This is a genomic window from Paenibacillus sp. A3M_27_13 (assembly GCF_024213315.1).
In the GTDB taxonomy this organism is placed as follows: Bacteria; Bacillota; Bacilli; order Paenibacillales; family Paenibacillaceae; genus Paenibacillus; species Paenibacillus polymyxa_B.
The window spans coordinates 826941-849207 of the sequence record NZ_JANAVE010000001.1 but is presented as its reverse complement, the minus strand read 5'-3'; the positions used below and the strand labels follow the sequence as shown (position 1 = coordinate 849207).

The window sequence follows — 22267 nt, the reverse complement described above, 5'->3', positions numbered from 1 at the left end:
GGTGAATTATCTGATTTAATATTAAAAATTCTACCTATTATTCCGATACTCTTAATAGACAAAAAAATGAAATTAAAGGAGTCCTTCTAAAATGAGTCAACATCCTTACACTATCGAAGTAGATCAAGCCATGAAAACGGTACATATGGCGGTGAATGGAGTTTTTAGCCAGGAGGAGTATGATAGCTTTGTAAAAGATTATGTAGCCAAAACCTCATCCATTCAGGCGTCCAGCTTTACACTCAAGGTAGATTGTACCCAGATGGCACTTTTGGGTCCGGGAGAAGTGGAAAAATTGAAGGGCTCATTTGTACGTTATAAAGAAACTGGATTTACCAAAGTAATCTTTGGCATCAGCCTTCAACAAACCATTATTAAAATGCAGCTTGGTCGAGTAGCACGCGAAGCAGGATTAAACAACGTAGATATTGTTGTACAATAATGCGCTGATGTATGTGTAAGGGGGAAGCCTGATGAGCCATATCAAAATAAAAGCACTGGGTGTGTATCATCCGTCCCATTCGTTGGATAACGAATACTATGTTCGCCATTTTGACGAGCAGGGCAAAGATATTCGACGCTTCATGGAGCATATGGGTAGAAAACAGCGTTATATCATTGATGATCCGAACGAAAACGGTCTAACAATGGGAATTGCGGCTGCGCAAAAAGCTCTGGAACAGGCTGGTATGACAGGCCGTGACGTGGATATGATCGTGTTCTCCACTCAAGTTCCTGAGTCACTGTTTCCGATGAATGCATTGTTTGTTCACCAGGCGATTGGGGCCAGACATGATGTGGCCGTGATGGATTCCAACGCGAATTGTGCAGGGATGACAGTCGCTGTCGATCAAGTCAGTCGGTCGATGTTATCTAATCCTGACGTGCGGACAGCGCTTATTATCGGTTCGGATTATAATTCACTCATTTCCGGTCCGGAGGATGAGATTACTTATGCGAACTATGGAGATGCTGCATGTGCGGCTATTTTGGAGCGTACAGAAGAAGACACCGGATTTATAGATTCTATGTATTTTACGGACCCAGTCAATATAGATAAAATTTTGTACCCGGCTCAGGGGTTAGCGGCGACACTCCAAAGGAACGCCCCCGGAAAATATATTCAGTGGCTTCCGTTCGACGCCAATATGGCCTTGCCTCCTACATTTGATCTGCTTGAACGCATTTTAAAAAAGAATGGGCTGACGCCTCGGGATGTACGGGCTTATTGTCTGTCTCAGTTCTCGTTAGCAAATGTATTGAAGATTCAGGATCACTTGGAGCTAGAGGATGCCCAAATGATTTATGTGGGTGATCGATATGGTTACACAGGTACCAGTAGCCCGTTCATTGCTCTATATGAAGGTATTGAATCGGGTCGTATCCGGCGCGGTGATTATGTACTGTTCTGGACGATTGGAGCTGGATATCAACTGGTTGCTATGTTATTTAAATACTAGGAATATGAAGACCTTGCAGCTGCAAGGTCTTTTTGTGTATCACACAATGACAACTGTAATGATTTGGTTGTGTTATGTTTGATTATTTTGTAAAATTTAAACATTGAGTACATAAGGGAGAGCTTATATTGCGGACATCGGATAGCATGACAATTATGACAGAAAACATGGCACACAATTCATAATAGGAGCTGAAGGGGCATTAAGATCGAAAATTTATTTTATGGAGAACGAATAAAATTGGCCGCAGTCAGGGAAGAAGATGCCGAAGTGATGTTCAAATGGGGTGAGGATGCGAAGTATCTGCGAAATGTAGATACGGATTTGGCGCTCCCTTACACGTTGAAACAGATGGAGTCAGAAGGATCTCCCAGCTCTAACGAGGTCTATTTTCGATTAAGAACATTGGCAGATGATGTCTTGATCGGATTTGTTGCTATCCACGGAATTGAGTGGAATAATCGCAGCGGGCAGCTGGCAATAGGTATAGGTAATACGGACTACCGTGGCAAGGGCTTTGGGGCAGAAGCTGTAGGTCTCATTCTTCGTTATGCGTTTTATGAGCTCAATTTAAATCGGGTCGGCTTGGATGTGATTGAGTACAATACACAAGCGATCCGAACTTATGAGAAGGCGGGGTTCCAGCTTGAGGGTAGAGTTCGTTCTGCTGTTCTTCGTGATGGTAACAGTTATGATCGTATCATGATGGGTATCCTGTATTCTGAATGGCGCTCGACTGTTCAAGTATAATAGATACACAATTTGTTCATAAAATATTCCATAATAAGCCTTTTAATAACGTGAAAAGAGGTTTATAGTTAAAGGGTCACATGCCCAAATCATTATTAATTTGAGTATGAGTCAAAGCTGAGGAGGAATTTACATGGCAAACGTTGTAAGGTCCGTTACTTCACCCAAGAAATTTATTTCTGGACAAAATCTACTCTCGTCGTTAAATGACTATATTAAGGATTATGGCGATAAAGCCTTTGTCATTTGTGATGAGTTCATACTTGAAAGGGCCCAAAAGGAGGCGGGTGCTTCAATTGAAGCAGCTGGTAACCAGGTGGTCTTCGAGAAATTCCAATATGAATGTACAAAAGAAGAGATTGATCGTAACCGTGAATTGGTGCGTAAACATGGTTCGAACATTATCATAGGGATTGGCGGGGGAAAAACGTTGGATACCGCCAAGGCAACCGCTTATTATGAAAAGCTGCCTGTTGTTATTTTCCCAACGATTGCTTCTACAGATGCTCCTTGTACCGCGCTTGCGGTTATATACAAAAAAGATGGCTCTTTTGATGAATATCTGTTCCTGCCTACTAATCCAGACGTTGTACTGGCGGATACAGGCATTCTGGCAGCAGCGCCTGCACGTTTCTTTGCAGCTGGAATCGGTGATGCACTGGCCACTTATTTTGAAGCTCGTGCTTGCTATCAGGCTAACGGGGATAACCTGGTTCTGAACAAGCCTTCCACTACAGGATTGGGACTTGCTCGTCTTTGTTATGATACGTTGCTGGAAAATGCTGTGAAGGCCAAACGTGCTGTGGATCGGAAAGTATATACTCGTGCGGTGGAGGATACGATTGAAGCTACCATTTATCTGAGCGGTGTTGGTGCAGAATCAGGTGGGTTGGCAGCAGCACACGCCATTCATAACGGCATGACGGCTGTTCCTTCGCTTCATAAAGCACAGCATGGTGAGAAAGTTACATTCGGTTTGTTAACCCAGCTAGTGCTGGAAAATGCACCGAAAGAAGAACTGGAAACCGTGATTAAACTGGTTAAGGATGTAGGCCTTCCATTGACGCTTCGTGACTTGGGTGTAGAGGAATTTGTTGAGGCTGAATGGCGCCAAGTGGCTGAAGCTGCTTGTGCATCGAATGATACAATGGTCAACATGCCGTTCCCGGTTAGTCCTGCTGACGTGTACAATGCAATCATTGCAGCGAATGCAATAGCAGAATCCTATCAAGAATAGTTTCTTCCTAAATCACGAAAATGGGTTTACAAAAACGGGTCTGTCACATCACTGGCAGACCCGTTTCGTTTACGTGCACTAACATGTGAAACGAAAGAGGGTACCAGGGACTTATATCCTATCTTGTTCTGACCGATATACATGTAACAGGGAAATTAGGTTGGTTACACAGCAGGAGGAGATTTGATGTTGGTGCATGGTAAAACACGTAGGGGCAACTTGTACATCCATATGTCCAGCGGTTTTCACAAAATTGGAGATTATCGGGAAGAATATTCTGTAGCACCGGGTGATCGGCTGATGTCTAGACTGTCCAAGCGGATCTACACCATTGTATCCGTACATCTTGGTGAAGAGGCGTATGCCGATATTGATCTAGAAGAGGTTATTAGAAATAGTTAGAGTGCTTTATTTGGATTTGGTATAAAAAAGCTTCCACTTTGCTCCTAGAGCGAAGTGGAAGCTTTTTTCTTTCAGCGTAGGGACTCATGAAGAAGGTCTCGTGTGATGATATTATTTTGGTTCATAAAATGTCTGATTGCTGCTTGTGAATTGGTTGCAGACAGCTCCTTTCCCCATGTCATGGCATAGGCCCAGGCTGGCTGATTTTGCAGCACCTTCGCACTTGGCAGAATATCACTTTCTCCGATTCCCATAGGCTTGCCCTGCGCAAGCTTTAGCAATTCGGTGTAGTAGGAGGGTTTGTAATCATTGTTATAGATATCAGCTGCAAGAATATCTACTCGGTTAATACCTGGGAAGGACAAATTATAGGGAGTGCTATATGCGTTTGGAGCATTGGGACTCCACACCCACAACAGGTTATCCAGATGATGGACATGAGTGAACCGATCATACATTAGATTCCACAACTTAGCATAATTTTGCTTGTTTCCCCACCAAAACCAGTTGCCGTTCATTTCATGATAGGGCCTCCATAAAACAGGTACATCCGCGTCTCGTAAGGTCTTAAGGGACAAAGCCACCTCATCCAGATCAGCGATCAGTTGTTTATATTGCGGGGTACCCGGCGTGATGTAACGATTAAATTCAGCTTGAGTAATTTTTGCTTGTACGTTTTTCCACGTTTTAGGTTTGCCAGGAAGCGCCTGATGGAAGGTAACAGCTACGATTCCGCCGTCCTGACTCCATTGGATAGCACTATTCACAACATGCTGACGTTGCTCTCGTAGGGCTGTACGGGACTGGTTAGCCAATCCTCCAAACTCATAGCCGTGAAGTCCTGCGTATTGTCCGCTGATTTGTTGTAGCTTGTTATTTTGTTCATCCGGTGCCTCTAAGTAATCATGCTGCCCGGAAATTAGCATATCATCCGGTACATTAGATAGGTAGGCAAGTAATTGCTTGGCTTTGGCAGAGGCCTGAACATTAATTGGCGGGGCGGCATCGGCAACAATGAATGATTGCTGAGAGCCGCTGAAGAGTAAAACAAGCATTAGCAGTAGCACCCTCTGTAACCAAAAGCGTGTTGAGTGAGATTTCATGGCGCTCCTCCTTTGATGCATGGTAATGGGATTAGTATTTTTCTTTTTGCTTTCTAAGCTGTATATAGGCGCTAATAATAATCACCAGCAGACTAATCGTGGCCCATCCATTGAATTCCTGTAAGTGTATCCAGTTATCCCACACAAGGAAACCTAAAATTACAACGAGCAAACCCATTGCAAGATACATTTTGGTTTGTGCTGGACGTTGGGTTCGTTTTGAAATCCAATGTATGATGCCGAGAACGATGGCTGCCTGAAATAAAAATATGCCCATCATCATTAAACTTGCTATAAAGATTGGGGACATCGGTATCCTCCTCCTGGGTTTACAAACAGAATATGCAGGTTGTAACCGGGATGTGGATTCTTAGATGTCAATTTAATTATAAGTTGAGTAAACAAATGAGCGCTGGTTACGATCTTGAACAAGTTGACTAAATTATACCATAACTACCGTCCTGCAATGAAAGACGTCTAAATACCCACTCTACCTTGATTCGACATCATACTTTATATTCAGCGAAATATTGACATATGGATGTACACTTCACATATATGAAGATGCAATCAGAAATATATGTGAAGTATATGCATAAGAGCAACGCGAAATCGACGGAAAAGTTTGGTATGATTAAAGTGGATTGAAAAGGAGGTGCTCTTATGAATGAAGAAAACAGACCATTCTCTAGGTCAGCAGATGCTGAAGGAGCCAAAGCGAACTTTGATGCCAATCAGCGGAAGCTTCTCTCCGAGGGAGTGCCTAGCTTATGGCGTCAGGTCAGCAACCTGCTGATTCTGGTTGGCGTGATTGCATTGATTATCCTTTTAGGTCGAGTGCTCTAATGAGATATCCAAAAAAATCGAAAAGAATTTGAAGAATTAGGGATGTGAAATGGTGTTAAAGGCAGCTTTACTTTTTATATTGGCTGGCATCGCTGAAATTGGAGGAGGATATTTGATTTGGCAGTGGCTGCGTGAAGGAAAGACATGGTATGTCGGACTTTGCGGCGGAGTAATCTTGGCTGTGTATGGAATCATTGCTACCTTTCAGGTTTTTTCCTCCTTTGGGCGTGTATATGCAGCATACGGAGGTGTCTTTATTGTTCTTTCCATTGCATGGGGCTGGTGGATTGATAAAAAGACACCCGACTTGTACGATTTCATTGGTGGATTGATTTGTTTGGTCGGTATAGCTGTAATCCTATTTCCGCGATCAGGATGATAGGACGAAAAACCCTATTTTATTTTTGAAAACATGACTATAGGTCTACAAAAATAAGCTTCATATTCCGAAATAGAACTTAAGGAGGGGGTTCTATGAACTGGAATCAAATGAAGCTTAGATTGAAATTTGGTAGTGCTGTACCGAAGAGTGAAGGTAATTTCTCTTTTGGTATCATGTGTGGACTCTTAATCAGCATCGTGCTGTGGATATCAATCATTGGCTGGATCATGCTGATCTTTAAGTGATTTTACGAAATCACTGTACATATCAAAACAAATGAATTAAGGACTGCTCACAAACCTGTGTCTTATTACCCATGCTTTATTTTGTGAAATCGTTACGTAACTTGTCTATCCCGCGACCTATGGCTTCATCAATCATATCAGTAGCAGCAGGTGTATCTGCATCGGTGTCAGGAATGCGATTAAATCCTGGCTCGCGCTTGTCCAGGGATTGTTTATGTTCGATTTGATCGTCAGTACGATTCTTTTCAGAGTTATTATCTCTCATAGCACATCACAGCTCCTTTTATTAGGCATATTCAGCTTCTATACTTTACATAAACGCTTGTGCTCCAGACTAAACGTTGATAAAAATAAAACCGGGAGGGAGTAAATCCCGCCCGGTACTTCCCAAACAACTAGCGATGCTCAATCAGATCAATCGCTCCCAGAACAACATGAGCCAGTCCGAAACCGAGAATGCCTGTAGCTGCAAGTTTGTACTTACTGCTCAGCAACACAGCGCCTGAAGCCGATACTACCGTTCCAAGAACAGCTGGAATCATACCTTCACGCATTCGTAACACCCCTTCTGGTAGTTTGGAAAGACGTTTATTAGTGTAATTCAAATGTGCACAAGTTATACAAAAAGAGAATTTTATTATTTTTTTTTAAAACACTTTACAATTCGATAAAATTATCGTATTATATGTTGGTGCCCAATTGAACGACATTTACATAATGAGAACACTTCTTAATCAGATGCGTGTTTCTCAGATACTTGTAAGACAAGTAAGTGTGAAGATTAGCGTTCCTAAATTTATGCCGGGGTGGCGGAATTGGCAGACGCACAGGACTTAAAATCCTGCGGTAGGTGACTACCGTACCGGTTCGATCCCGGTCCTCGGCATTTTTGATTTATAACGGACACATCAAAGTTAAATGAACGAAAATAACGCGAGGTTCTGTGTACCTGCGGAATACTCCGTAACAGGTACACAGAACCAACAAAAACGTCTCACCGTTAACATACGGAGAGGCGTTTTTTGTTTTGGAAAAATTAAGCGATCTTGTAACAGAGAGTTGGAGCCTTTCTATTGCATCAATTGTTATAATCATAGGACAACGAAATTAGGCCTTTATAATTAAATAGTAAGTATTTCTAAAAAATGAAGTGGCCCAAAACCTTAAATCAGAATGTTGTTGTTTTTAATTAACTATTGGGAAGGTGGTTCGGTGAAGCTGATATGAATCTGACTTTTCATATGGAACAGTTAAGAGCCTGTTTTATGAATTTTATCAATTATGTATATTTTGTAATGGATGAGAAAACAAGAGACATAGCTATTGTTGACCCATCATGGGATTTATTAAAGGTAGAGTCCTATCTTCAACATTTGAATGGCGATCTCAAAGCGATACTATTAACTCACTCACATTGGGATCATATTAATTTGGTAAATCCACTCCTGGAAAAATATAACCCGCAGGTATTCATGTCAACAAACGAAATCGATTTTTATCATTTTAGATGTAGAAATTTACATTCAATTAAAGACAAGGATTCAATCCAGGTCGGTGAAACAGAAATTAAAAGTCTTTTGACTCCTGGACATACCGCGGGAAGTGTATGCTATCTTTTATCAGATCGCTTATTTACTGGGGATACAATATTCATTGAAGGTTGTGGCTTTTGTGACCCAAATGGAGGAAATCCAATAGAATTATATAATAGTGTTCAAAAAATAAAGCGAGAAATTGATGACTCTATTCAAATTTATCCTGCTCATTCATTTGGTAAAGCGCCTGGTTTTACACTCAATCACCTCATGGATGAAAATATTTATTTTCAATTTACGAGTAAGGAATCTTTTATTAAATTTAGAATGCGTCCGAACCAAAAGGGCCTGTTCGATTTCAAATGAGTCTGTATTGTGGCCCAGTTCTAATGGTGAGAGAAAATCTTAAATATAAAAAATAATACATAACGATCTATCATTTGTCTGTGCCCCAGATGCTCAAGTTAACTAGAGTAAAACACTCGGATCAGTTCTTTTATAAGCCGCCAGAAACGTTGAAGCTGTATTCGAAAGATAATAATGACTTCAAATTAAGCATTTTCAGAAAGGTTTGCGAATCCAATCTGAACTTGGCCGTTTCCAATCAACTGTGAATTGACAGGGTTTGAGTAGAGGATTATAATGGAAAAACATTATTCCAATTATATGATTATATGAAAAATAAAGGAACTTTTCTGTGGTTAATCGCTGGCGGGTCACGTTAACCATCAAAGAGGGATATATCGTGAGAGATTGTAGCTTATCAAGTAGGATAAGTGAAAGGGCGAAGCTATGTATATGGGTAGTAGACATTATAGGAGATGATTTGGCAGTACGTTTTTATAGGAGATGAGTTAAGTGAGCTGGTACGTGTTTTTTGTGCGAACGGGTAGGGAAGAACAGGTCAAGCAGCTTATTAATGAGTGGTTGGATTCTGAAGTCTACAAACCCTTTATACCACTCCAAGAGAGACTCTTTAAAGTAGCAGGAATAGTAAAGAAAGAATGGGCTCCTTTGTTCCCAAGCTATGTATTTATTGAGTCGAATTTACCTGACTTGCAGTTCGTAACCAGTACAAATTCAATGATTTGCACTTCTAGTGATATCATTCGTTTATTGAGATACTCGAAGTTTGAAGCTTCAATGAGAGATTCGGAGAAACAAATGTTAGAAAGTCTATGCAATGATAGCTATTGTATAGAATCATCAACTGGAATTATTGAAGGAGACAATATATGTATCCTAGATGGCCCACTTAAAGGAAGGGGGAGTATAGTTAAGAAAATAGATAGACATAAACGACAAGCGGTCATTCAGTTAGAATTTATGGGTGATATCAGGTTAGTGAGAGTAGCTTTGGAAATTATAAGTAAGGTTTAAAGTGGAGAACTCGTGACGAGTTCATACTCCATGAGGAAGCTTTCAGAACCCTTAAGGGATTTGAAGGCCTTTTTTGATTTGGACTGCTAAGTTAGTAGTTTACTAGGGGGGATATGCGTAGCCTCGTATGCAGAACAACTAATGTTGAAGCGGGAAGATGCCGTGATGAAGGCGGCCGTCAGTTTTGTCCATGCAGATTATAACGCAGACGCTCCCCTTGATCGAGAAGTCTTTCATTCGGATGAGTGTAGTTACTTCGAGAGTTTGGTATTCCATCGGCGGAAATCCAACTTTGTGCTTGGCAGGCTAAGTGCCAAACAAGCAGTTTCGGTGCTGTTAAGCGAGCCAGACCTGCGCAACGTAAGTGTGGAGTCAGGTGTCTTCGGCCAGCCCATGCTTCGAATCAATGGTGTCCACAGCTATCAGGTGAGCATTGCCCACTGCGACTATATCGGAGCGGCTGTTGTTTTTCCCGAAGCACATCCCATGGGCATTGATATTGAGAGGATTGATTCTAAGCGAAATAAGACAATTGAAAGCCAACTGACGGTGGAAGAAAAGGAAAGAATCTCTGTCGTGCGGGGAGTAGGGGAGTACTCAGCTTTATTGACGGTTTTTTGGACAGTGAAGGAGGCCCTGTCGAAAATATTACGTACAGGTTTTACAACATCGCTGCATGTACTTGAAATGAATGAGACCAGGTTTGTGGATGGATACTTCCAAAGTACATTTTCACATTTTCCACAATATGCTGCCCAGTCTTACCAGTTAGGTGACTATATCTGCACGATTGTAGCACCGAGGAAGACGGAATGGAGTATGAATACTTCTCGGCTTTATGAAAAATTCAATGCAAGTTTTCATCGAAATCCGTTTGTAGATCATGTTTACTGAACACTAGGTTTGTTGAGTTTTAAATCATTTATTTTTTAGGAGGATACCTATGCATAAGGAAGAAGTATTCGATATCGTTAAACGTTGTATTCGTGAAGTGCTTCCCGAATTACAAGATCACACGTTCGAGTATGGCGATCGATTGGTGGATTTGGGTGCAGATTCAGTAGATCGGGCTGAAATTGTAAACAAGACGATGGAAACATTATCTCTTAATATTCCGCGCGTCGAATTGTCCGGCGTGAAAAATATAGGGGAATTGACAGATGCACTTTATGCGAAATTATGAAAAATTATGAAGAGTCTGAGTTAGTCGTTACGGGGATTGGCGTGACTTCGGCGATTGGGCAGGGGAAGGCTGCTTTTGCCTCGGCGTTGTTCAAAGGGCAGCATGCATTTGGCGTCATGCAACGCCCGGGCAGAAGAGGTGAAGCTTCATTTATAGGTGCGGAGCTGCCACCCTTGTCTTATCCGAAGGCATTATCCAAACGAATGTTACGTACAGCATCATTTTCGGGGCAGGTGGCCATGGTAACCCTTCAAGAAGCCTGGGAAGATGCCCAATTGGATAACGTTGATCCTAGCCGTATTGGACTGGTGATTGGAGGCTCCAATTTTCAGCAACGGGAGCTATTTCAGACCTATGAGGCCTACCGGGAAAAAATGTGCTTTGTACCGCCGACCTATGGGGTTTCCTTTATGGATACTGATTTGTGCGGACTATGTACCGAACAGTTCGGTATTCAGGGGTTAGCTTATACCGTCGGTGGTGCATCCGCGAGTGGACAAGTCGCAATCATTCAAGCAATTGAGGCCATTCAAGCAGATCGTGTTGATGTTTGCATTGCAATGGGGGCATTGATGGATATTTCGTATATGGAATGCCAGGCATTGCGATCCTTGGGAGCGATGGGAAGCGAGCGATATGCCGATGAGCCTGCAATGGCGTGTCGACCATTTGATCAATCGCGGGACGGGTTCATCTATGGGGAATCTTGCGGGGTTGTAGTCATAGAACGGGCCGATTCTGCCGTGAGGCTTCGGGAGAAACCTTATGCCAAACTGGCAGGATGGGATATGGGAATGGATCGAAACCGGAATCCCAATCCCTCCTACGAAGGCGAAGCCCGAGTGATTAGAAGAGCTTTGGAGAAAGCAAAGCTGCTACCGGAAGAGATTGATTATATTAATCCCCATGGGACAGGCTCGGTCGTTGGAGACGAGATAGAAATAAAGGCATTACAGGATTGTAAATTGTCACATGCCTATATCAATGCAACTAAATCCATTATCGGTCACGGCTTGAGCGCGGCAGGAACTGTTGAAATTATTGCTACTCTTTTACAAATGAAAGAGTCGAGACTTCACCCTACCCTTAATTTGGAGGAGCCTATCCAATTGGACTGCAATTGGGTGAGGAATGAGTCCGTACCAGCAATTATTCACAATACTATGAATCTAAGCATGGGGTTTGGTGGAATCAATACTGCCATTTGTATGCAAAAATGTGAGTCGCGTATTTGAGAGAGGGGGACGATTATGGTTGTCGTGGGAATTGAGGCAATGAACGTTTTTGGTGGCTCTGCCTATCTGGATGTTATGCAATTAGCCCAACACAGGCAATTGGATCCTGCAAGGTTCGAAAATTTATTAATGAAAGAAAAGGCGGTTGCCCTACCTTACGAAGATCCAGTTACCTTTGGAGTAAATGCGGCAAAACCGCTGGTGGACGCTCTTTCAGAAGCGGAAAAAAACCGAATCGAAATGCTTATCACCTGTACGGAATCAGGTATTGATTTTGGGAAATCAATCAGTACATATATTCACCACTATTTGGGGTTGAATCGGAATTGCAGATTATTCGAGCTCAAGCAAGCCTGCTATTCCGGTACTGCTGGACTCCAAATGGCGGTGAATTTTATTCTTTCTCAGGTCTCGCCAGGAGCAAAAGCGCTTGTAATTGCCAGTGATATTTCACGATTTATTGCTGCTGAAGGCGGGGATGTCTTGAGTGAGGATTGGTCTTATGCTGAGCCAAGTGGAGGCGCAGGGGCCGTGGCAATGCTCATTAGTGAAAATCCTCATGTTTTTCAAATCGATGCAGGCGCTAATGGATATTACGGCTATGAGGTGATGGATACTTGCCGGCCGATTCCAGATAGCGAGGCTGGGGATGCAGATTTGTCTTTAATGTCCTATCTGGACTGTTGCGAGCAAGCGTTTTTGGAATACCAAAAACGGGTGCAAGGAGTGGATTATAAAGATACCTTTCAGTATCTTGCCTTTCATACTCCTTTTGGCGGAATGGTAAAAGGAGCGCATCGCACGATGATGCGAAGGTTGACTAAATCCAAACCAAATGAGATTGAGGCAGATTATTTACAACGTGTTAAGCCCGGATTGGCGTATTGCCAACGAGTCGGTAATATTATGGGGGCGACTTTGTACCTCTCCTTGGCAGGTACGATTGATCAGGGTACATTCGATGCTCCAAAGCGAATCGGCTGTTTTTCCTACGGGTCAGGCTGCTGCTCTGAATTTTATAGCGGGGTTGTTATGCCGCAAAGCCAGGAACATCTGCGGCGTTTTGAAATTGAGCGTAATTTGAATGATCGCTATCAGTTAACTATGGATGAATATGAATCCCTGCTAAAAGGCAGTGGCGCTGTACGGTTTGGAACCCGCAACGCCAAGCTGGATTTTCAATTGATTCCGGGGGTGATAGCTTCCGGGAAAGGGAGACAGCGGTTGTATTTGGAAGAAATCTATGAATTCCACCGTAAATACAGGTGGGAATCATGAGTTATCAAACGATTCAGGTTCGGTTTCAAGAATCGATTTGTTATATTCGCTTTTACCGACCGGAGGCAAATAATACGATTAATAATACCCTCATCGAGGAGTGCTTGCATGTACTTGCACTGTGTGAGGAGTCAGTTACGATCGTAGTTTTGGAAGGTTTGCCGGAGGTGTTCTGTTTTGGCGCGGATTTTGAGGGAATGCGTGAAAAAGTGGAAAGTGGACAAGAACATGCAATGAGTCCAGAGCCTATGTATGATCTGTGGTTAAAATTAGCAACTGGGCCCTATATCACGATTTCTCATGTGCGAGGAAAAGCAAACGCTGGTGGCGTCGGATTTATTGCTGCCAGCGATATTGTGATAGCCGACGAGACGGCACAGTTCAGCTTGTCAGAATTGCTATTTGGACTTTTCCCTGCTTGCGTTCTACCATTTTTAGTCCGCAGGATTGGATTCCAAAAAGCGCATTATTTAACACTAATGACGCAGCTCGTTTCGGTTCAACAGGCCCATGTATGGGGGTTGGTTGATGCGTACGATGCTCAGAGTGAGATGGTGCTACGCAAGCATTTATTACGCCTCAGACGATTGAGCAAGCATGGGATTTTACGCTACAAGCGCTTTATGGATGAACTCAACGATTTGCGTCAGTGTAAACCACTAGCGTTGGCGTCCAATCAAGAGGTGTTTTCAGACGCTCAAAATCTTAAGGGCATTTTCCGATACGTTGAAACGGGGCAATTTCCGTGGATGGACTGATGGTCTACGCCACAAGATGGGGATGTAGGAGGGAAGAAGATCATAATGTCACAATCCGTGGTTGAATTACTTGAAATCGAACGAGGTATTATTCAAGTGAAAATGCAAGATAGAGTTCATAAAAATACATTTACGCTTGAAATGACCCATGGACTAAGACAAGCGTTCAAGACGATCCAAGAAGATTCAACCTGCAAAGTCGTAATTCTAACAGGATACGATAATTACTTTGCCACGGGTGGGACGCAAGAGGGACTGTTGGCTTTACATGAAGGAATCTCGAAGTTTACCGATGAAAATATTTACTCACTTGCATTGGGCTGTAAAGTTCCAGTGATAGCTGCTATGCAGGGACATGCGGTGGGCGGAGGCTTTGTAATGGGGCTATTTTCTGACTTTGTAGTCCTAAGCAGGGAAAGTGTGTACACGACTAATTTTATGAGATACGGATTCACACCGGGAATGGGTGCCACGTATATTATTCCTAAAAAACTAGGGTTCAGCTTGGGAGAAGAGTTATTGTTAAATGGGGGCAATTATCGAGGTGTTGAACTGGAAAAACGGGGAGTTCCATTTCCGACCCTGCCCCGCAAAGAAGTGATGGGCTATGTAATGGATCTTGCCCGGCAGCTAGCCGAGAAACCCAGATTTTCTTTAATCACGCTAAAGGATCATTTGGTTGCTCCACTCCGGGAACAGCTTCCCAAAATCGTAGAACAAGAGCTTATCATGCATGAGAAGACCTTTCATCAAGCGGAGGTTAAAGAACGAATTATCAACTTGTTTGGAAAATAACCAAATAGAGATTCGTTGAACGCCTTTGCGGTTGTTCATGCGAACCAGCAACGAGTGTGAAAGAGGCATATAGCCTTCCTCATCACTCGTTTTTTCTTTGATATATTTTAGCAGGCAACTCCTGGCAATGCTTCAAACGTGAATAATAGCTCAAAATGGACAGGGTGATAAGCCTTTAGCTCATGTTATATAAACTTTGTGTTTTGAGGAGTTGGTGGAGAATGATGCGAAAACATGACCAAACATGGAACCTTGATATTCCGATCGCTTCTTTTATTGAAACTTGCCGGAAATTTCCTGAAAAAGAGTTATTTACGTTTGAGAAAGAAGGCCAGAGTCCTCAAATTCTTTCCGGAAATACGCTTCTACATCAAATACAGGCTTTGGGCAATATCCTATTGAAAGAACTGGCTGAGCAGGAACGGGCACTTCTTGTATTTCCTCAGGGTCTGGAATATATCAGCAGCATGCTGGCATGTTTTTATGCAAATATCGTGGCCATACCTACACCTATTACAGATTCGGAGCCGGATGAAAAAATCTTTGAGAAGATGATGCCTATCTATAGGGATTCCCAAGCCGTATGTATCATAACCAATACGGACTTCAAAGCATTTCTCCAAACACGGAGGGAGTTTAATTCAATCCGTATCCTGAATATTGATGAAATCTTTCAAGAAGACACCGTTGACGTTGAGATAGAGATGAGAATGCCAGCGCCGCAGGATACTGCTCTTTTGATGTATACATCGGGCTCGACATCCTTGCCAAAAGGCGTAATCCTCAGTCACAGCTGTGTGATGAATCAGGCCAAGGCCGAGCAATGGAGAATTGACCGGAATAGTCGTGTCGTTTCCTGGACGCCGCAATTTCATGCTTTTGGACTGCATAACAATATTTTAGTCCCACTTTTAAACGGGGCGTCGAGCATTATTCTCCCGCCAGAAAGCTTCGCTAAAAATCCGGAAAATTGGATTCATATGATTGACAAGTATCAGGCTACCCATACGGCAGCGCCAAATTTTGCGTTCGATTATTGCTGCTCCACACTGGACATAGCTTCAATTAAGCAATATTCACTTCGCCATCTCCAAGCGATTATATGTGCAGGTGAGCCCATCCGGAAGGAAACTTACGAGAACTTCATCCATAAATTCCGGGAATTAGGGCTACAAGAGGATATATTTTGTCCCCTCCTTGGCTTATCGGAGCTGTGCCCTGTCGCCAGTATAAAACCAGGTCAGTCGATGAGATTCCTTAACTTGGATATCCCTAGCTTGGAGCAACGAAGAGTCCAATACACGGATGAAAAGAATAAATCGAAGTCCGTAGTGAGCTGTGGGGAGATTGAAGATCCGACGCAAATACGAATTGTTCATCCTGAAAGGCATACACAATGCTTACCGGAGGAAGTCGGCGAGATTTGGATTAAATCCGCACGGATGGCAGAGGGATATTTAAACAGGAAGGAAGAAACGAATAGCACTTTTGAGGTAGCCCTTTCAGATACAAAAGAAGGCGGCTTTTTTCGTTCCGGGGACCTTGGCTTTATTGCGGATAATCATATCTATGTCATCGGTAGAGAGAAGGAAGTCATCATTATTCGCGGCAAAAACCATCATCCCGTCGATATTGAATGGACCATCCAAAAAAATATGCCAGAGTTGACCTTGCCCATCGCTGTATTTTCCTCTGAAATCAATGGTCAGGAAAAAGTAATCGTCGTACAGGAAATTGAAGCGCCCCTTCATGAGCAGGAATATAAACGTCTGGTCGAAAACATACTGAATGCCGTATCCAATACGCATCAACTTGAAATTTACGATATCTATTTGCTGCTTAAGGGAAGTATACCCAAAACTGGAAGTGGGAAAATCCAAAGAAAGATCTGCCGCAATGCTTATATCAAACAAGAGCTTCAAGCACTTTATCAATATCGGAGTGCGTTCTCACTATCACATTCGAATATGGAAGAAACCGCCGCAGAAAACCATGACAGTACCATAAATGCCGTTTCATTGGTTCAATCGAAGATTCAGGAGTATATAGTGCAATTTTTGTGTTGGGAACTGAATCTCAAGCACGAGGAAATGAATTTGAATACAAATCTTCATGGTTATGGCATCGATTCTATTCTTGTCATGAAGCTTATACGCGGCCTTGAGAAGTCCTATCCGATCAAGGTCAAAGCAAGAGAAATTTTAGAGAACCCGACGATTCAACTATTATCGGCATATTTAGCCCAAAAGGTGGAAGAAGATAAATCCACTGTACAGGTCAATACTGAGAAAAATTCGCTCAGTTTCCGAAGGAATCCGCTTTCTGAAGTTCAGAAAGGGTTGTGGCTATTACATAAAATGTCCCCTGAGATGAATGCTTACAATATACCAATATGCCTCCGGTTTAATACGAAGATTGAGATTGAGAGCATTAAACGGGCTTTTCACATCGTTTTAGAACAGTATCCTATTTTAAAAAGTGTGATTGAAGAGGAAAATGGGATACCTTATCAAAAGCTGCAGCCCACGCAGCCGCTTCATGTGCAAGTGGAGGATATTTCAGCCTTGGAAGCAGATGAGATTATTCCATTTATTAGGGATAAAGCGAAGCAACCATTCGTGCTGGAACAGGATCCTTTGATGCGTATTTATGTTATGTCCAGATCTGAACAGGAACATTTCATACTGGTTGTCATCCACCATATTATTTTTGATGGAAGTTCTTTCGGCATGTTTACACAAAGCTTTTTAGATGCCTATAAAAACGTGGTACAGGGAAAGACATCGACAGTGTTTCCACCCGCAGCGAGCTACGGCGATTTTGTTAAATGGGAGCAAACGATGTTAGCGAGTGCAGAAGGGGAGAAGTATCGTTCCTACTGGACACAACAGCTGTCAGGTGCTTTACCGACCCTGGAGCTGCCATATGACCGCTCTGTTTTTCCGGCTCAAAGCATGGAAGCACAAACATATTCCAAGCCGCTTCCGCTTAAATGGGTCAAACGGGTAAAGTCTTTTGCCCAAGCGCAATATACGAGCTTGTCTACAGTCTTGTTAGGTATGTATACGGTATTGCTTAACCAGTATTCGGGACAGGAAGATATCATTGTTGGAATGCCAGTTATGGTGCGCCCGGAGCAGCGTTTTGATAATTTAATCGGCTATTTTGTCAATATGCTTCCAATCCGGAGTCAGATATCGGAAACAGAGACATTCCTGGATTTCATGAAAAAATTGCAGCTGACAGTAGTCGATGGAATGGATCATGCCTCGTATCCTTTTCCGGCTCTGGTCCGAGAATTGAATGTGCCGCGGAAGCAGACGAGCTCACCTGTTTTCCAAGCAGCCTTTTCTTATCAAAACTTCCTTCCAACTTCAAGCTTTCAGCAGCTTTGCAAGCCATATAAAGATATCTTTTTCGTCGAATTGGTTGAAGAAATTCACCAGGAAGGCGAATACGAGTTGGTATTGGAACTGCAAGAGCAGGAAGAGGAAATGATATTAAATATTAAATATCGCTCCAATTTGTTCGATCATTCAACCATCATACAGATGGCAGAGCGTTATATAGAATTAGCGGAAGCACTTATGGAGAATCCCGCTTGGCCCTTGGAGGAGCATTCCTTACTCTTACCAGAGGAAAAGGACATCATCCTTAATGACTGGAATGCTACCGGAACAAGTTATCCTGATAAGTGCTTCCCTGAATTATTCGCAAAACAGGCAAGAAAAACACCTGAAGCTATTGCAGTTGTATATGAAAAGGAATCGCTTACCTATGGGGAACTAAAAGAAAAGAGCACTTTACTGGCCTTATATTTGCAGAAACATGGGGTAACTCCTGATACTCTTGTGGGGATTTGCATGGAACGTTCTTTAGATATGGTGATTGGGCTGTTAGGAATCCTGATGGCCGGTGGAGCCTACGTACCGCTCGATCCGGAATATCCGGAGGACCGATTGGAGTATATGCTTCAGGATTCCAATGTTTCACTGGTTATTACGCAATCGGGGTTGTTGGAGAAAGTATCACGCTTGGAAGGGAACAACGTTAGCTGTATTGTCCTTGATAAAGACTGGGATCATCTGAAAAGTGATGTGAAGGGTAGAAAGACAATCAAACGGGAAGTGCAACCTCACCATTTGGCATATGTGATATATACCTCTGGAAGTACAGGGAAACCCAAGGGGGTCATGATTTCACATAAAGCGTTGACCAACTTTCTTATTTCCATGGGAGAGCAGCCCGGTTTAACAGAGCAGGACAAACTACTTGCGGTGACAACGTATTGCTTTGATATAGCGGGACTGGAATTATATCTGCCTTTGATTAAGGGGGCTCAATGCTATATTTGCAGCTCCAAAAACATAAAGGATGCCGAAAGACTTAAGCGGGAAATTCAAAGAATAAAACCGACAATCATGCAAGCTACTCCTGTGACTTGGACTCTGCTCTTTCAAGCCGGCTGGAAGAACGAAGAGAACATGAAAGTTCTCTGCGGAGGGGAAGCCCTTTCGGAAACGTTGAAATCTTATTTTGTTCATAACAGCTGTGACGCATGGAATATGTTCGGTCCGACTGAAACCACAATTTGGTCTACAATTCAAAAGATCGACGCAGATAAGCCTATTTCGATCGGTAAGCCTATCGCAAACACCCAGATTTACATTTTGGACAAACATCTTAGACCTGTGCCTGTCGGTCTTCCGGGAGAGCTTTTTATTTCGGGCAGCGGATTGGCCAGAGGCTATTGGAACCAGCCAGAGCTTACGGCTGAAAAGTTCATAGACAACCCATTCAATCCGGAAACCAAGCTCTACAGAACTGGAGATTTATGCAGGTGGCTTTCGGACGGCTCTATTGAGTATGTGGGACGGATGGATTATCAAGTGAAAATTCGCGGGTTTCGGATCGAGCTGAGTGAAGTTGAAGGTCAGGTCAGAACATATCCAGGAATCGATGATTGTGTCGTGATTGCCAAGGAACAGGAGGGAAATAAGCAGCTTATTGCCTACTGTTTGCTGAACAATTCCGAGTCCGGTAAGCCTCCTCTTGATCCGAAGGAAGTGCGAAACTATTTAAAAACTTTCTTGCCTTTTTATATGATACCAGCATTTTTTATAGAGCTAGATAAGCTGCCTTTGACCCCTAATGGGAAAATAGATCGAAAAGAATTAATGAATCGCAGGATCGAGTTAGCAACAACAAGAAAGATCCATTTACCACAATCAGATGTTGAACATCAGGTTCTAGCGGTGTGGAAAAAACTTCTGAATGTTGATGATCTAAGTACAGATGATGCTTTCTTTGACGTAGGCGGGAATTCTTTTTCAGCAGCAGAGATGATCGGAAGGGTCAAGGAATTGTTGGAATGCGATATTTCGGTGACAGCATTGTTCAAGTATCCGACAGTTAAGGAACTCAGTGCCTACATTACAGAAACAAGAAGCGAGAATGTTGATTCTCAAACGGAACAATCACATACAGCGGAACAAACAGATACAGCTGAAAATACAGCCTTACCGAAAATGGTTTCAGGCGAAGATGACCTCAAGCCACCCTACCCAGATTACTTTGAGGATAGTCTCGCAATTATAGGGATTTCATGTCATTTTCCAGGGGCCAAAAACCATGCCGAGTTTTGGAGCAATTTGAGGGCAGGGGTGGAGAGTGTCCGCTTCTTTTCCGAGGAAGAATTGGTTGGATTAGGGCTGGAAAAAGAAATCGTCGGGAATCGAGGCTATGTTCCCGGACGATGCACGATTGAAGGAAAAGAGTATTTCGACCCTGAGTTTTTCAGCTTATCACAGAAAAATGCAGAGTTTATGGATCCTCAAATGAAATTGCTGTTGCAGCATTCATGGAAAGCCGTTGAGGATGCTGGCTATATTAGCAAAGAAATTCCTGAAACCAGTGTGTATATGTCGGCAAGCAGCAGTTTCTATCAAGCATTTATTCCAAATTTGGCGTCGCAATCACCTAATGTCCTGAAGAACGCGGATGAATATGTAACCTGGATTTTAGCACAGGGTGGGACAATTCCTACCATGATCTCTCATAAATTGGGATTTAAAGGTCCGAGTCTGTTTGTGCACTCGAACTGCTCTTCCTCATTAGTCGGATTGCGTCTGGCTTCGCAAAGCCTGTTATCCGGTGAAGCCAAATACGCTTTAGTCGGAGCATCCACGATCTTTCCTTTCACCAGTTTAGGCTATGTGCATCAACCCGGCTTGAATTTTTCCAGTGACGGACATATTAAAGCCTTTGACGAGTCGGCAGATGGAATGATTGGCGGAGAAGGGGTTGGGGTTGTTCTACTGAAGAAAGCCCCAGATGCCATTAGAGACGGTGACCATATTTATGCGCTTTTACGGGGAGTAGGTGTGAACAACGATGGAACCGACAAATTAGGGTTTTATGCCCCAAGTGTCAAAGGTCAGGCTGAGGTTATTCAGAAGACGATAGAATCAACCCGAATTCATCCCGAATCCATCAGTTATATCGAGACGCATGGAACTGGAACCAAATTGGGCGATCCTGTTGAATTTGCCGCCTTAAATGAAACGTACAGGCAGTATACAACCAAAAAACAATTTTGCGGTATTGGATCGGTCAAAACCAATATCGGGCATCTGGATACTGCAGCAGGTTTGGCGGGGTGCATTAAAGTTGCTTTAAGCTTATACCATAATGAGATTCCTCCTTCACTTAATTACGAAAAACCGAATTCTGATATCAATTTTCCTGATTCACCCTTTTATGTTGTTGATAGTCTCCAAAAATGGGAGAAGGCGTCGGCTCCTCATCGGGCGGCGTTAAGCTCCTTTGGAATAGGCGGAACTAACGCTCATGCGATTTTCGAACAATTTGTAGTCAATGCTGAATCAGAACGATTTAAAGATAGTTCTGTGAACAAAGAAGCTGTATATCTGATTCCATTATCTGCAAGGAATCATCATCGTCTTAAAGTGTATGCACAAGAGCTTTCAGATTTTTTGATAGCTTCTGAAGACATTAATTTGTCGGATGTATCCTTTACGCTTCAGACAGGACGAATGGCAATGAAAAACCGGGTAGCTTTTATCGTAAAGAATACGAGCGAGCTGGTACAAAAGCTCCAATCGTTCACGAATGAACAAGAATCTATCGAGAATTGCTGGAGGGGAGAAAACAATCAGTCAAAAGATTCAGTGCAATTATTTGAACAGGAAGAAGTTTTCAAGGAATTAATGAGCAAATGGATTGCAAATCGTGAAATGAACAAGCTGGCAGAGTTGTGGACCAAAGGCTTCTATTTAGATTGGCGATTGCTATATTCCAATGTCATACCGAAAAGAATAAGTCTACCTACGTATCCTTTTGCTCAGGAGCGCTGTTGGGCTCCTGAGGTTGAGGCCGGAGCAGTAAGAACCGAAACAGTGGATGCGCCTGCGATTAGCCGTACACTGCTATTTGAGCCTGCCTGGAAGGAGCAGGACGTACCACTGGAAGCCGAAGCCCCTGACTATGATTGGCGAATGGTCTTGCTTTGTGAGCCGGAAGAAGCTTTGCACGAGCGACTCGAAGCGAGCTTGAATGGAGCTGCGCAGGTGCTTGCCTTTCAATCCGGAAAAGGTCGGGTCGATGAGCGGTTCCAGGCCTATGCTGTTCAGGCCTTTGAGAGCATCCAAAGTATGCT

At 43.0% G+C, this 22267-nt stretch carries 21 protein-coding genes and 1 tRNA gene (1 of these 22 running past the window's edge); 18 read left to right on the top strand and 4 right to left on the bottom strand.

The window, feature by feature from the left end; translation table 11 throughout:
• Positions 1 to 91 precede the first annotated feature (91 nt).
• From NLX82_RS03740 to NLX82_RS03720, 5 genes are all read left to right on the top strand, one after another.
• Positions 92 to 442: a hypothetical protein gene (locus NLX82_RS03740; protein WP_013311042.1), complete on the top strand. Its 351-nt coding sequence runs from the start codon at positions 92 to 94 to the stop codon at positions 440 to 442.
• A gap of 31 nt (positions 443 to 473) precedes the next feature.
• Positions 474 to 1460 (top strand): ketoacyl-ACP synthase III, encoded by a 987-nt coding sequence (locus tag NLX82_RS03735; RefSeq protein WP_023989404.1) that lies wholly within the window; start codon positions 474 to 476, stop codon positions 1458 to 1460.
• Positions 1461 to 1661: 201 nt separating this feature from the next.
• On the top strand, positions 1662 to 2210 hold the full coding sequence (locus tag NLX82_RS03730; RefSeq protein ID WP_023989403.1) for a GNAT family N-acetyltransferase: 549 nt from the start codon (positions 1662 to 1664) through the stop codon (positions 2208 to 2210).
• Positions 2211 to 2343: 133 nt separating this feature from the next.
• A complete protein-coding gene (locus NLX82_RS03725) occupies positions 2344 to 3447 on the top strand; it encodes a glycerol dehydrogenase (RefSeq protein WP_023989402.1) in 1104 nt (367 codons plus the stop codon).
• A gap of 186 nt (positions 3448 to 3633) precedes the next feature.
• Positions 3634 to 3849: a hypothetical protein gene (locus tag NLX82_RS03720; protein WP_013311038.1), complete on the top strand. Its 216-nt coding sequence runs from the start codon at positions 3634 to 3636 to the stop codon at positions 3847 to 3849.
• Positions 3850 to 3920: 71 nt separating this feature from the next.
• Here the strand turns inward: NLX82_RS03720 and NLX82_RS03715 are convergent, their stop codons facing one another.
• Together NLX82_RS03715 and NLX82_RS03710 are read right to left on the bottom strand one after the other, a co-directional pair.
• Positions 3921 to 4952 (bottom strand): glycosyl hydrolase, encoded by a 1032-nt coding sequence (locus NLX82_RS03715; protein WP_023989401.1) that lies wholly within the window; start codon positions 4950 to 4952, stop codon positions 3921 to 3923.
• 31 nt (positions 4953 to 4983) lie between these two features.
• Positions 4984 to 5262: a hypothetical protein gene (locus NLX82_RS03710; protein ID WP_028540506.1), complete on the bottom strand. Its 279-nt coding sequence runs from the start codon at positions 5260 to 5262 to the stop codon at positions 4984 to 4986.
• 353 nt (positions 5263 to 5615) lie between these two features.
• On the opposite strand from NLX82_RS03710, the gene NLX82_RS03705 reads away from it, so the two are divergent.
• The 3 genes from NLX82_RS03705 (at position 5616) to NLX82_RS03695 (ending at position 6425) form a co-directional block, all read left to right on the top strand.
• Positions 5616 to 5798, top strand: coding sequence for a hypothetical protein (locus NLX82_RS03705; protein WP_023989399.1), 183 nt, complete (start codon positions 5616 to 5618; stop codon positions 5796 to 5798).
• A 52-nt stretch (positions 5799 to 5850) separates the two neighbouring features.
• A complete protein-coding gene (locus NLX82_RS03700; protein ID WP_023989398.1) occupies positions 5851 to 6177 on the top strand; it encodes a YnfA family protein in 327 nt (108 codons plus the stop codon).
• 95 nt (positions 6178 to 6272) lie between these two features.
• Complete coding sequence (locus NLX82_RS03695) at positions 6273 to 6425, top strand: hypothetical protein (RefSeq protein ID WP_023989397.1); 153 nt, start codon at positions 6273 to 6275, stop codon at positions 6423 to 6425.
• A gap of 76 nt (positions 6426 to 6501) precedes the next feature.
• On the opposite strand, the gene NLX82_RS03690 is transcribed toward NLX82_RS03695, so the two are convergent.
• Positions 6502 to 6690 (bottom strand): hypothetical protein, encoded by a 189-nt coding sequence (locus tag NLX82_RS03690; RefSeq protein ID WP_023989396.1) that lies wholly within the window; start codon positions 6688 to 6690, stop codon positions 6502 to 6504.
• 130 nt (positions 6691 to 6820) lie between these two features.
• Positions 6821 to 6979 carry a hypothetical protein gene (locus NLX82_RS03685; protein WP_013311032.1) on the bottom strand — a complete coding sequence of 53 codons (159 nt, stop codon included), beginning with the start codon at positions 6977 to 6979 and terminating at the stop codon, positions 6821 to 6823.
• 246 nt (positions 6980 to 7225) lie between these two features.
• Between NLX82_RS03685 and NLX82_RS03680 the strand changes: the two genes are divergently transcribed.
• The 10 genes from NLX82_RS03680 to NLX82_RS03635 all read left to right on the top strand — a co-directional run.
• Positions 7226 to 7311, top strand: a tRNA-Leu gene (locus NLX82_RS03680).
• Positions 7312 to 7648: 337 nt separating this feature from the next.
• Positions 7649 to 8326, top strand: a complete 678-nt coding sequence (locus NLX82_RS03675) for an MBL fold metallo-hydrolase (protein WP_076158249.1) — start codon at positions 7649 to 7651, stop codon at positions 8324 to 8326.
• A 492-nt stretch (positions 8327 to 8818) separates the two neighbouring features.
• Positions 8819 to 9340 carry an antiterminator LoaP gene (gene loaP / locus NLX82_RS03670; RefSeq protein WP_023989394.1) on the top strand — a complete coding sequence of 174 codons (522 nt, stop codon included), beginning with the start codon at positions 8819 to 8821 and terminating at the stop codon, positions 9338 to 9340.
• A 141-nt stretch (positions 9341 to 9481) separates the two neighbouring features.
• Positions 9482 to 10234, top strand: coding sequence for a 4'-phosphopantetheinyl transferase family protein (locus NLX82_RS03665; RefSeq protein WP_023989393.1), 753 nt, complete (start codon positions 9482 to 9484; stop codon positions 10232 to 10234).
• A 49-nt stretch (positions 10235 to 10283) separates the two neighbouring features.
• Positions 10284 to 10523, top strand: coding sequence for an acyl carrier protein (locus NLX82_RS03660; protein WP_013310983.1), 240 nt, complete (start codon positions 10284 to 10286; stop codon positions 10521 to 10523).
• Positions 10520 to 11758 (top strand): beta-ketoacyl synthase N-terminal-like domain-containing protein, encoded by a 1239-nt coding sequence (locus NLX82_RS03655; protein ID WP_076158245.1) that lies wholly within the window; start codon positions 10520 to 10522, stop codon positions 11756 to 11758. Before NLX82_RS03660 ends, NLX82_RS03655 begins: the two co-directional genes overlap by 4 nt.
• 15 nt (positions 11759 to 11773) lie before the next feature.
• The gene (locus NLX82_RS03650; protein WP_023989391.1) at positions 11774 to 13036 is read left to right on the top strand and encodes a hydroxymethylglutaryl-CoA synthase family protein; all 1263 of its coding nucleotides are present in this window, start codon (positions 11774 to 11776) and stop codon (positions 13034 to 13036) included.
• Positions 13033 to 13794, top strand: a complete 762-nt coding sequence (locus NLX82_RS03645; RefSeq protein WP_023989390.1) for an enoyl-CoA hydratase/isomerase — start codon at positions 13033 to 13035, stop codon at positions 13792 to 13794. The genes NLX82_RS03650 and NLX82_RS03645 overlap by 4 nt, the downstream gene beginning before the upstream one ends.
• A 45-nt stretch (positions 13795 to 13839) precedes the next feature.
• Positions 13840 to 14589: a polyketide synthase gene (locus NLX82_RS03640; protein ID WP_023989389.1), complete on the top strand. Its 750-nt coding sequence runs from the start codon at positions 13840 to 13842 to the stop codon at positions 14587 to 14589.
• 221 nt (positions 14590 to 14810) lie between these two features.
• Positions 14811 to 22267: the 5' portion of a hybrid non-ribosomal peptide synthetase/type I polyketide synthase gene (locus NLX82_RS03635; RefSeq protein ID WP_254347494.1), read on the top strand. It continues 3682 nt past the right edge of the window; only the first 7457 of its 11139 coding nucleotides appear in the window; its start codon is at positions 14811 to 14813; its stop codon lies off the right edge, out of view.

Coding starts and splice junctions, on each gene's coding strand:
- NLX82_RS03715 (WP_023989401.1), bottom strand. CDS start 4,952: ATGAAATCTCACTCAACACGCTTTTGGTTACAGAGGGTGCTACTGCTA.
- NLX82_RS03660 (WP_013310983.1), top strand. CDS start 10,284: ATGCATAAGGAAGAAGTATTCGATATCGTTAAACGTTGTATTCGTGAA.
- NLX82_RS03705 (WP_023989399.1), top strand. CDS start 5,616: ATGAATGAAGAAAACAGACCATTCTCTAGGTCAGCAGATGCTGAAGGA.
- NLX82_RS03720 (WP_013311038.1), top strand. CDS start 3,634: ATGTTGGTGCATGGTAAAACACGTAGGGGCAACTTGTACATCCATATG.
- NLX82_RS03645 (WP_023989390.1), top strand. CDS start 13,033: ATGAGTTATCAAACGATTCAGGTTCGGTTTCAAGAATCGATTTGTTAT.
- NLX82_RS03695 (WP_023989397.1), top strand. CDS start 6,273: ATGAACTGGAATCAAATGAAGCTTAGATTGAAATTTGGTAGTGCTGTA.
- NLX82_RS03735 (WP_023989404.1), top strand. CDS start 474: ATGAGCCATATCAAAATAAAAGCACTGGGTGTGTATCATCCGTCCCAT.
- NLX82_RS03650 (WP_023989391.1), top strand. CDS start 11,774: ATGGTTGTCGTGGGAATTGAGGCAATGAACGTTTTTGGTGGCTCTGCC.
- NLX82_RS03685 (WP_013311032.1), bottom strand. CDS start 6,979: ATGCGTGAAGGTATGATTCCAGCTGTTCTTGGAACGGTAGTATCGGCT.
- NLX82_RS03710 (WP_028540506.1), bottom strand. CDS start 5,262: ATGTCCCCAATCTTTATAGCAAGTTTAATGATGATGGGCATATTTTTA.
- NLX82_RS03640 (WP_023989389.1), top strand. CDS start 13,840: ATGTCACAATCCGTGGTTGAATTACTTGAAATCGAACGAGGTATTATT.
- NLX82_RS03665 (WP_023989393.1), top strand. CDS start 9,482: ATGTTGAAGCGGGAAGATGCCGTGATGAAGGCGGCCGTCAGTTTTGTC.
- NLX82_RS03655 (WP_076158245.1), top strand. CDS start 10,520: ATGAAAAATTATGAAGAGTCTGAGTTAGTCGTTACGGGGATTGGCGTG.
- NLX82_RS03690 (WP_023989396.1), bottom strand. CDS start 6,690: ATGAGAGATAATAACTCTGAAAAGAATCGTACTGACGATCAAATCGAA.
- NLX82_RS03675 (WP_076158249.1), top strand. CDS start 7,649: ATGAATCTGACTTTTCATATGGAACAGTTAAGAGCCTGTTTTATGAAT.
- NLX82_RS03725 (WP_023989402.1), top strand. CDS start 2,344: ATGGCAAACGTTGTAAGGTCCGTTACTTCACCCAAGAAATTTATTTCT.
- NLX82_RS03740 (WP_013311042.1), top strand. CDS start 92: ATGAGTCAACATCCTTACACTATCGAAGTAGATCAAGCCATGAAAACG.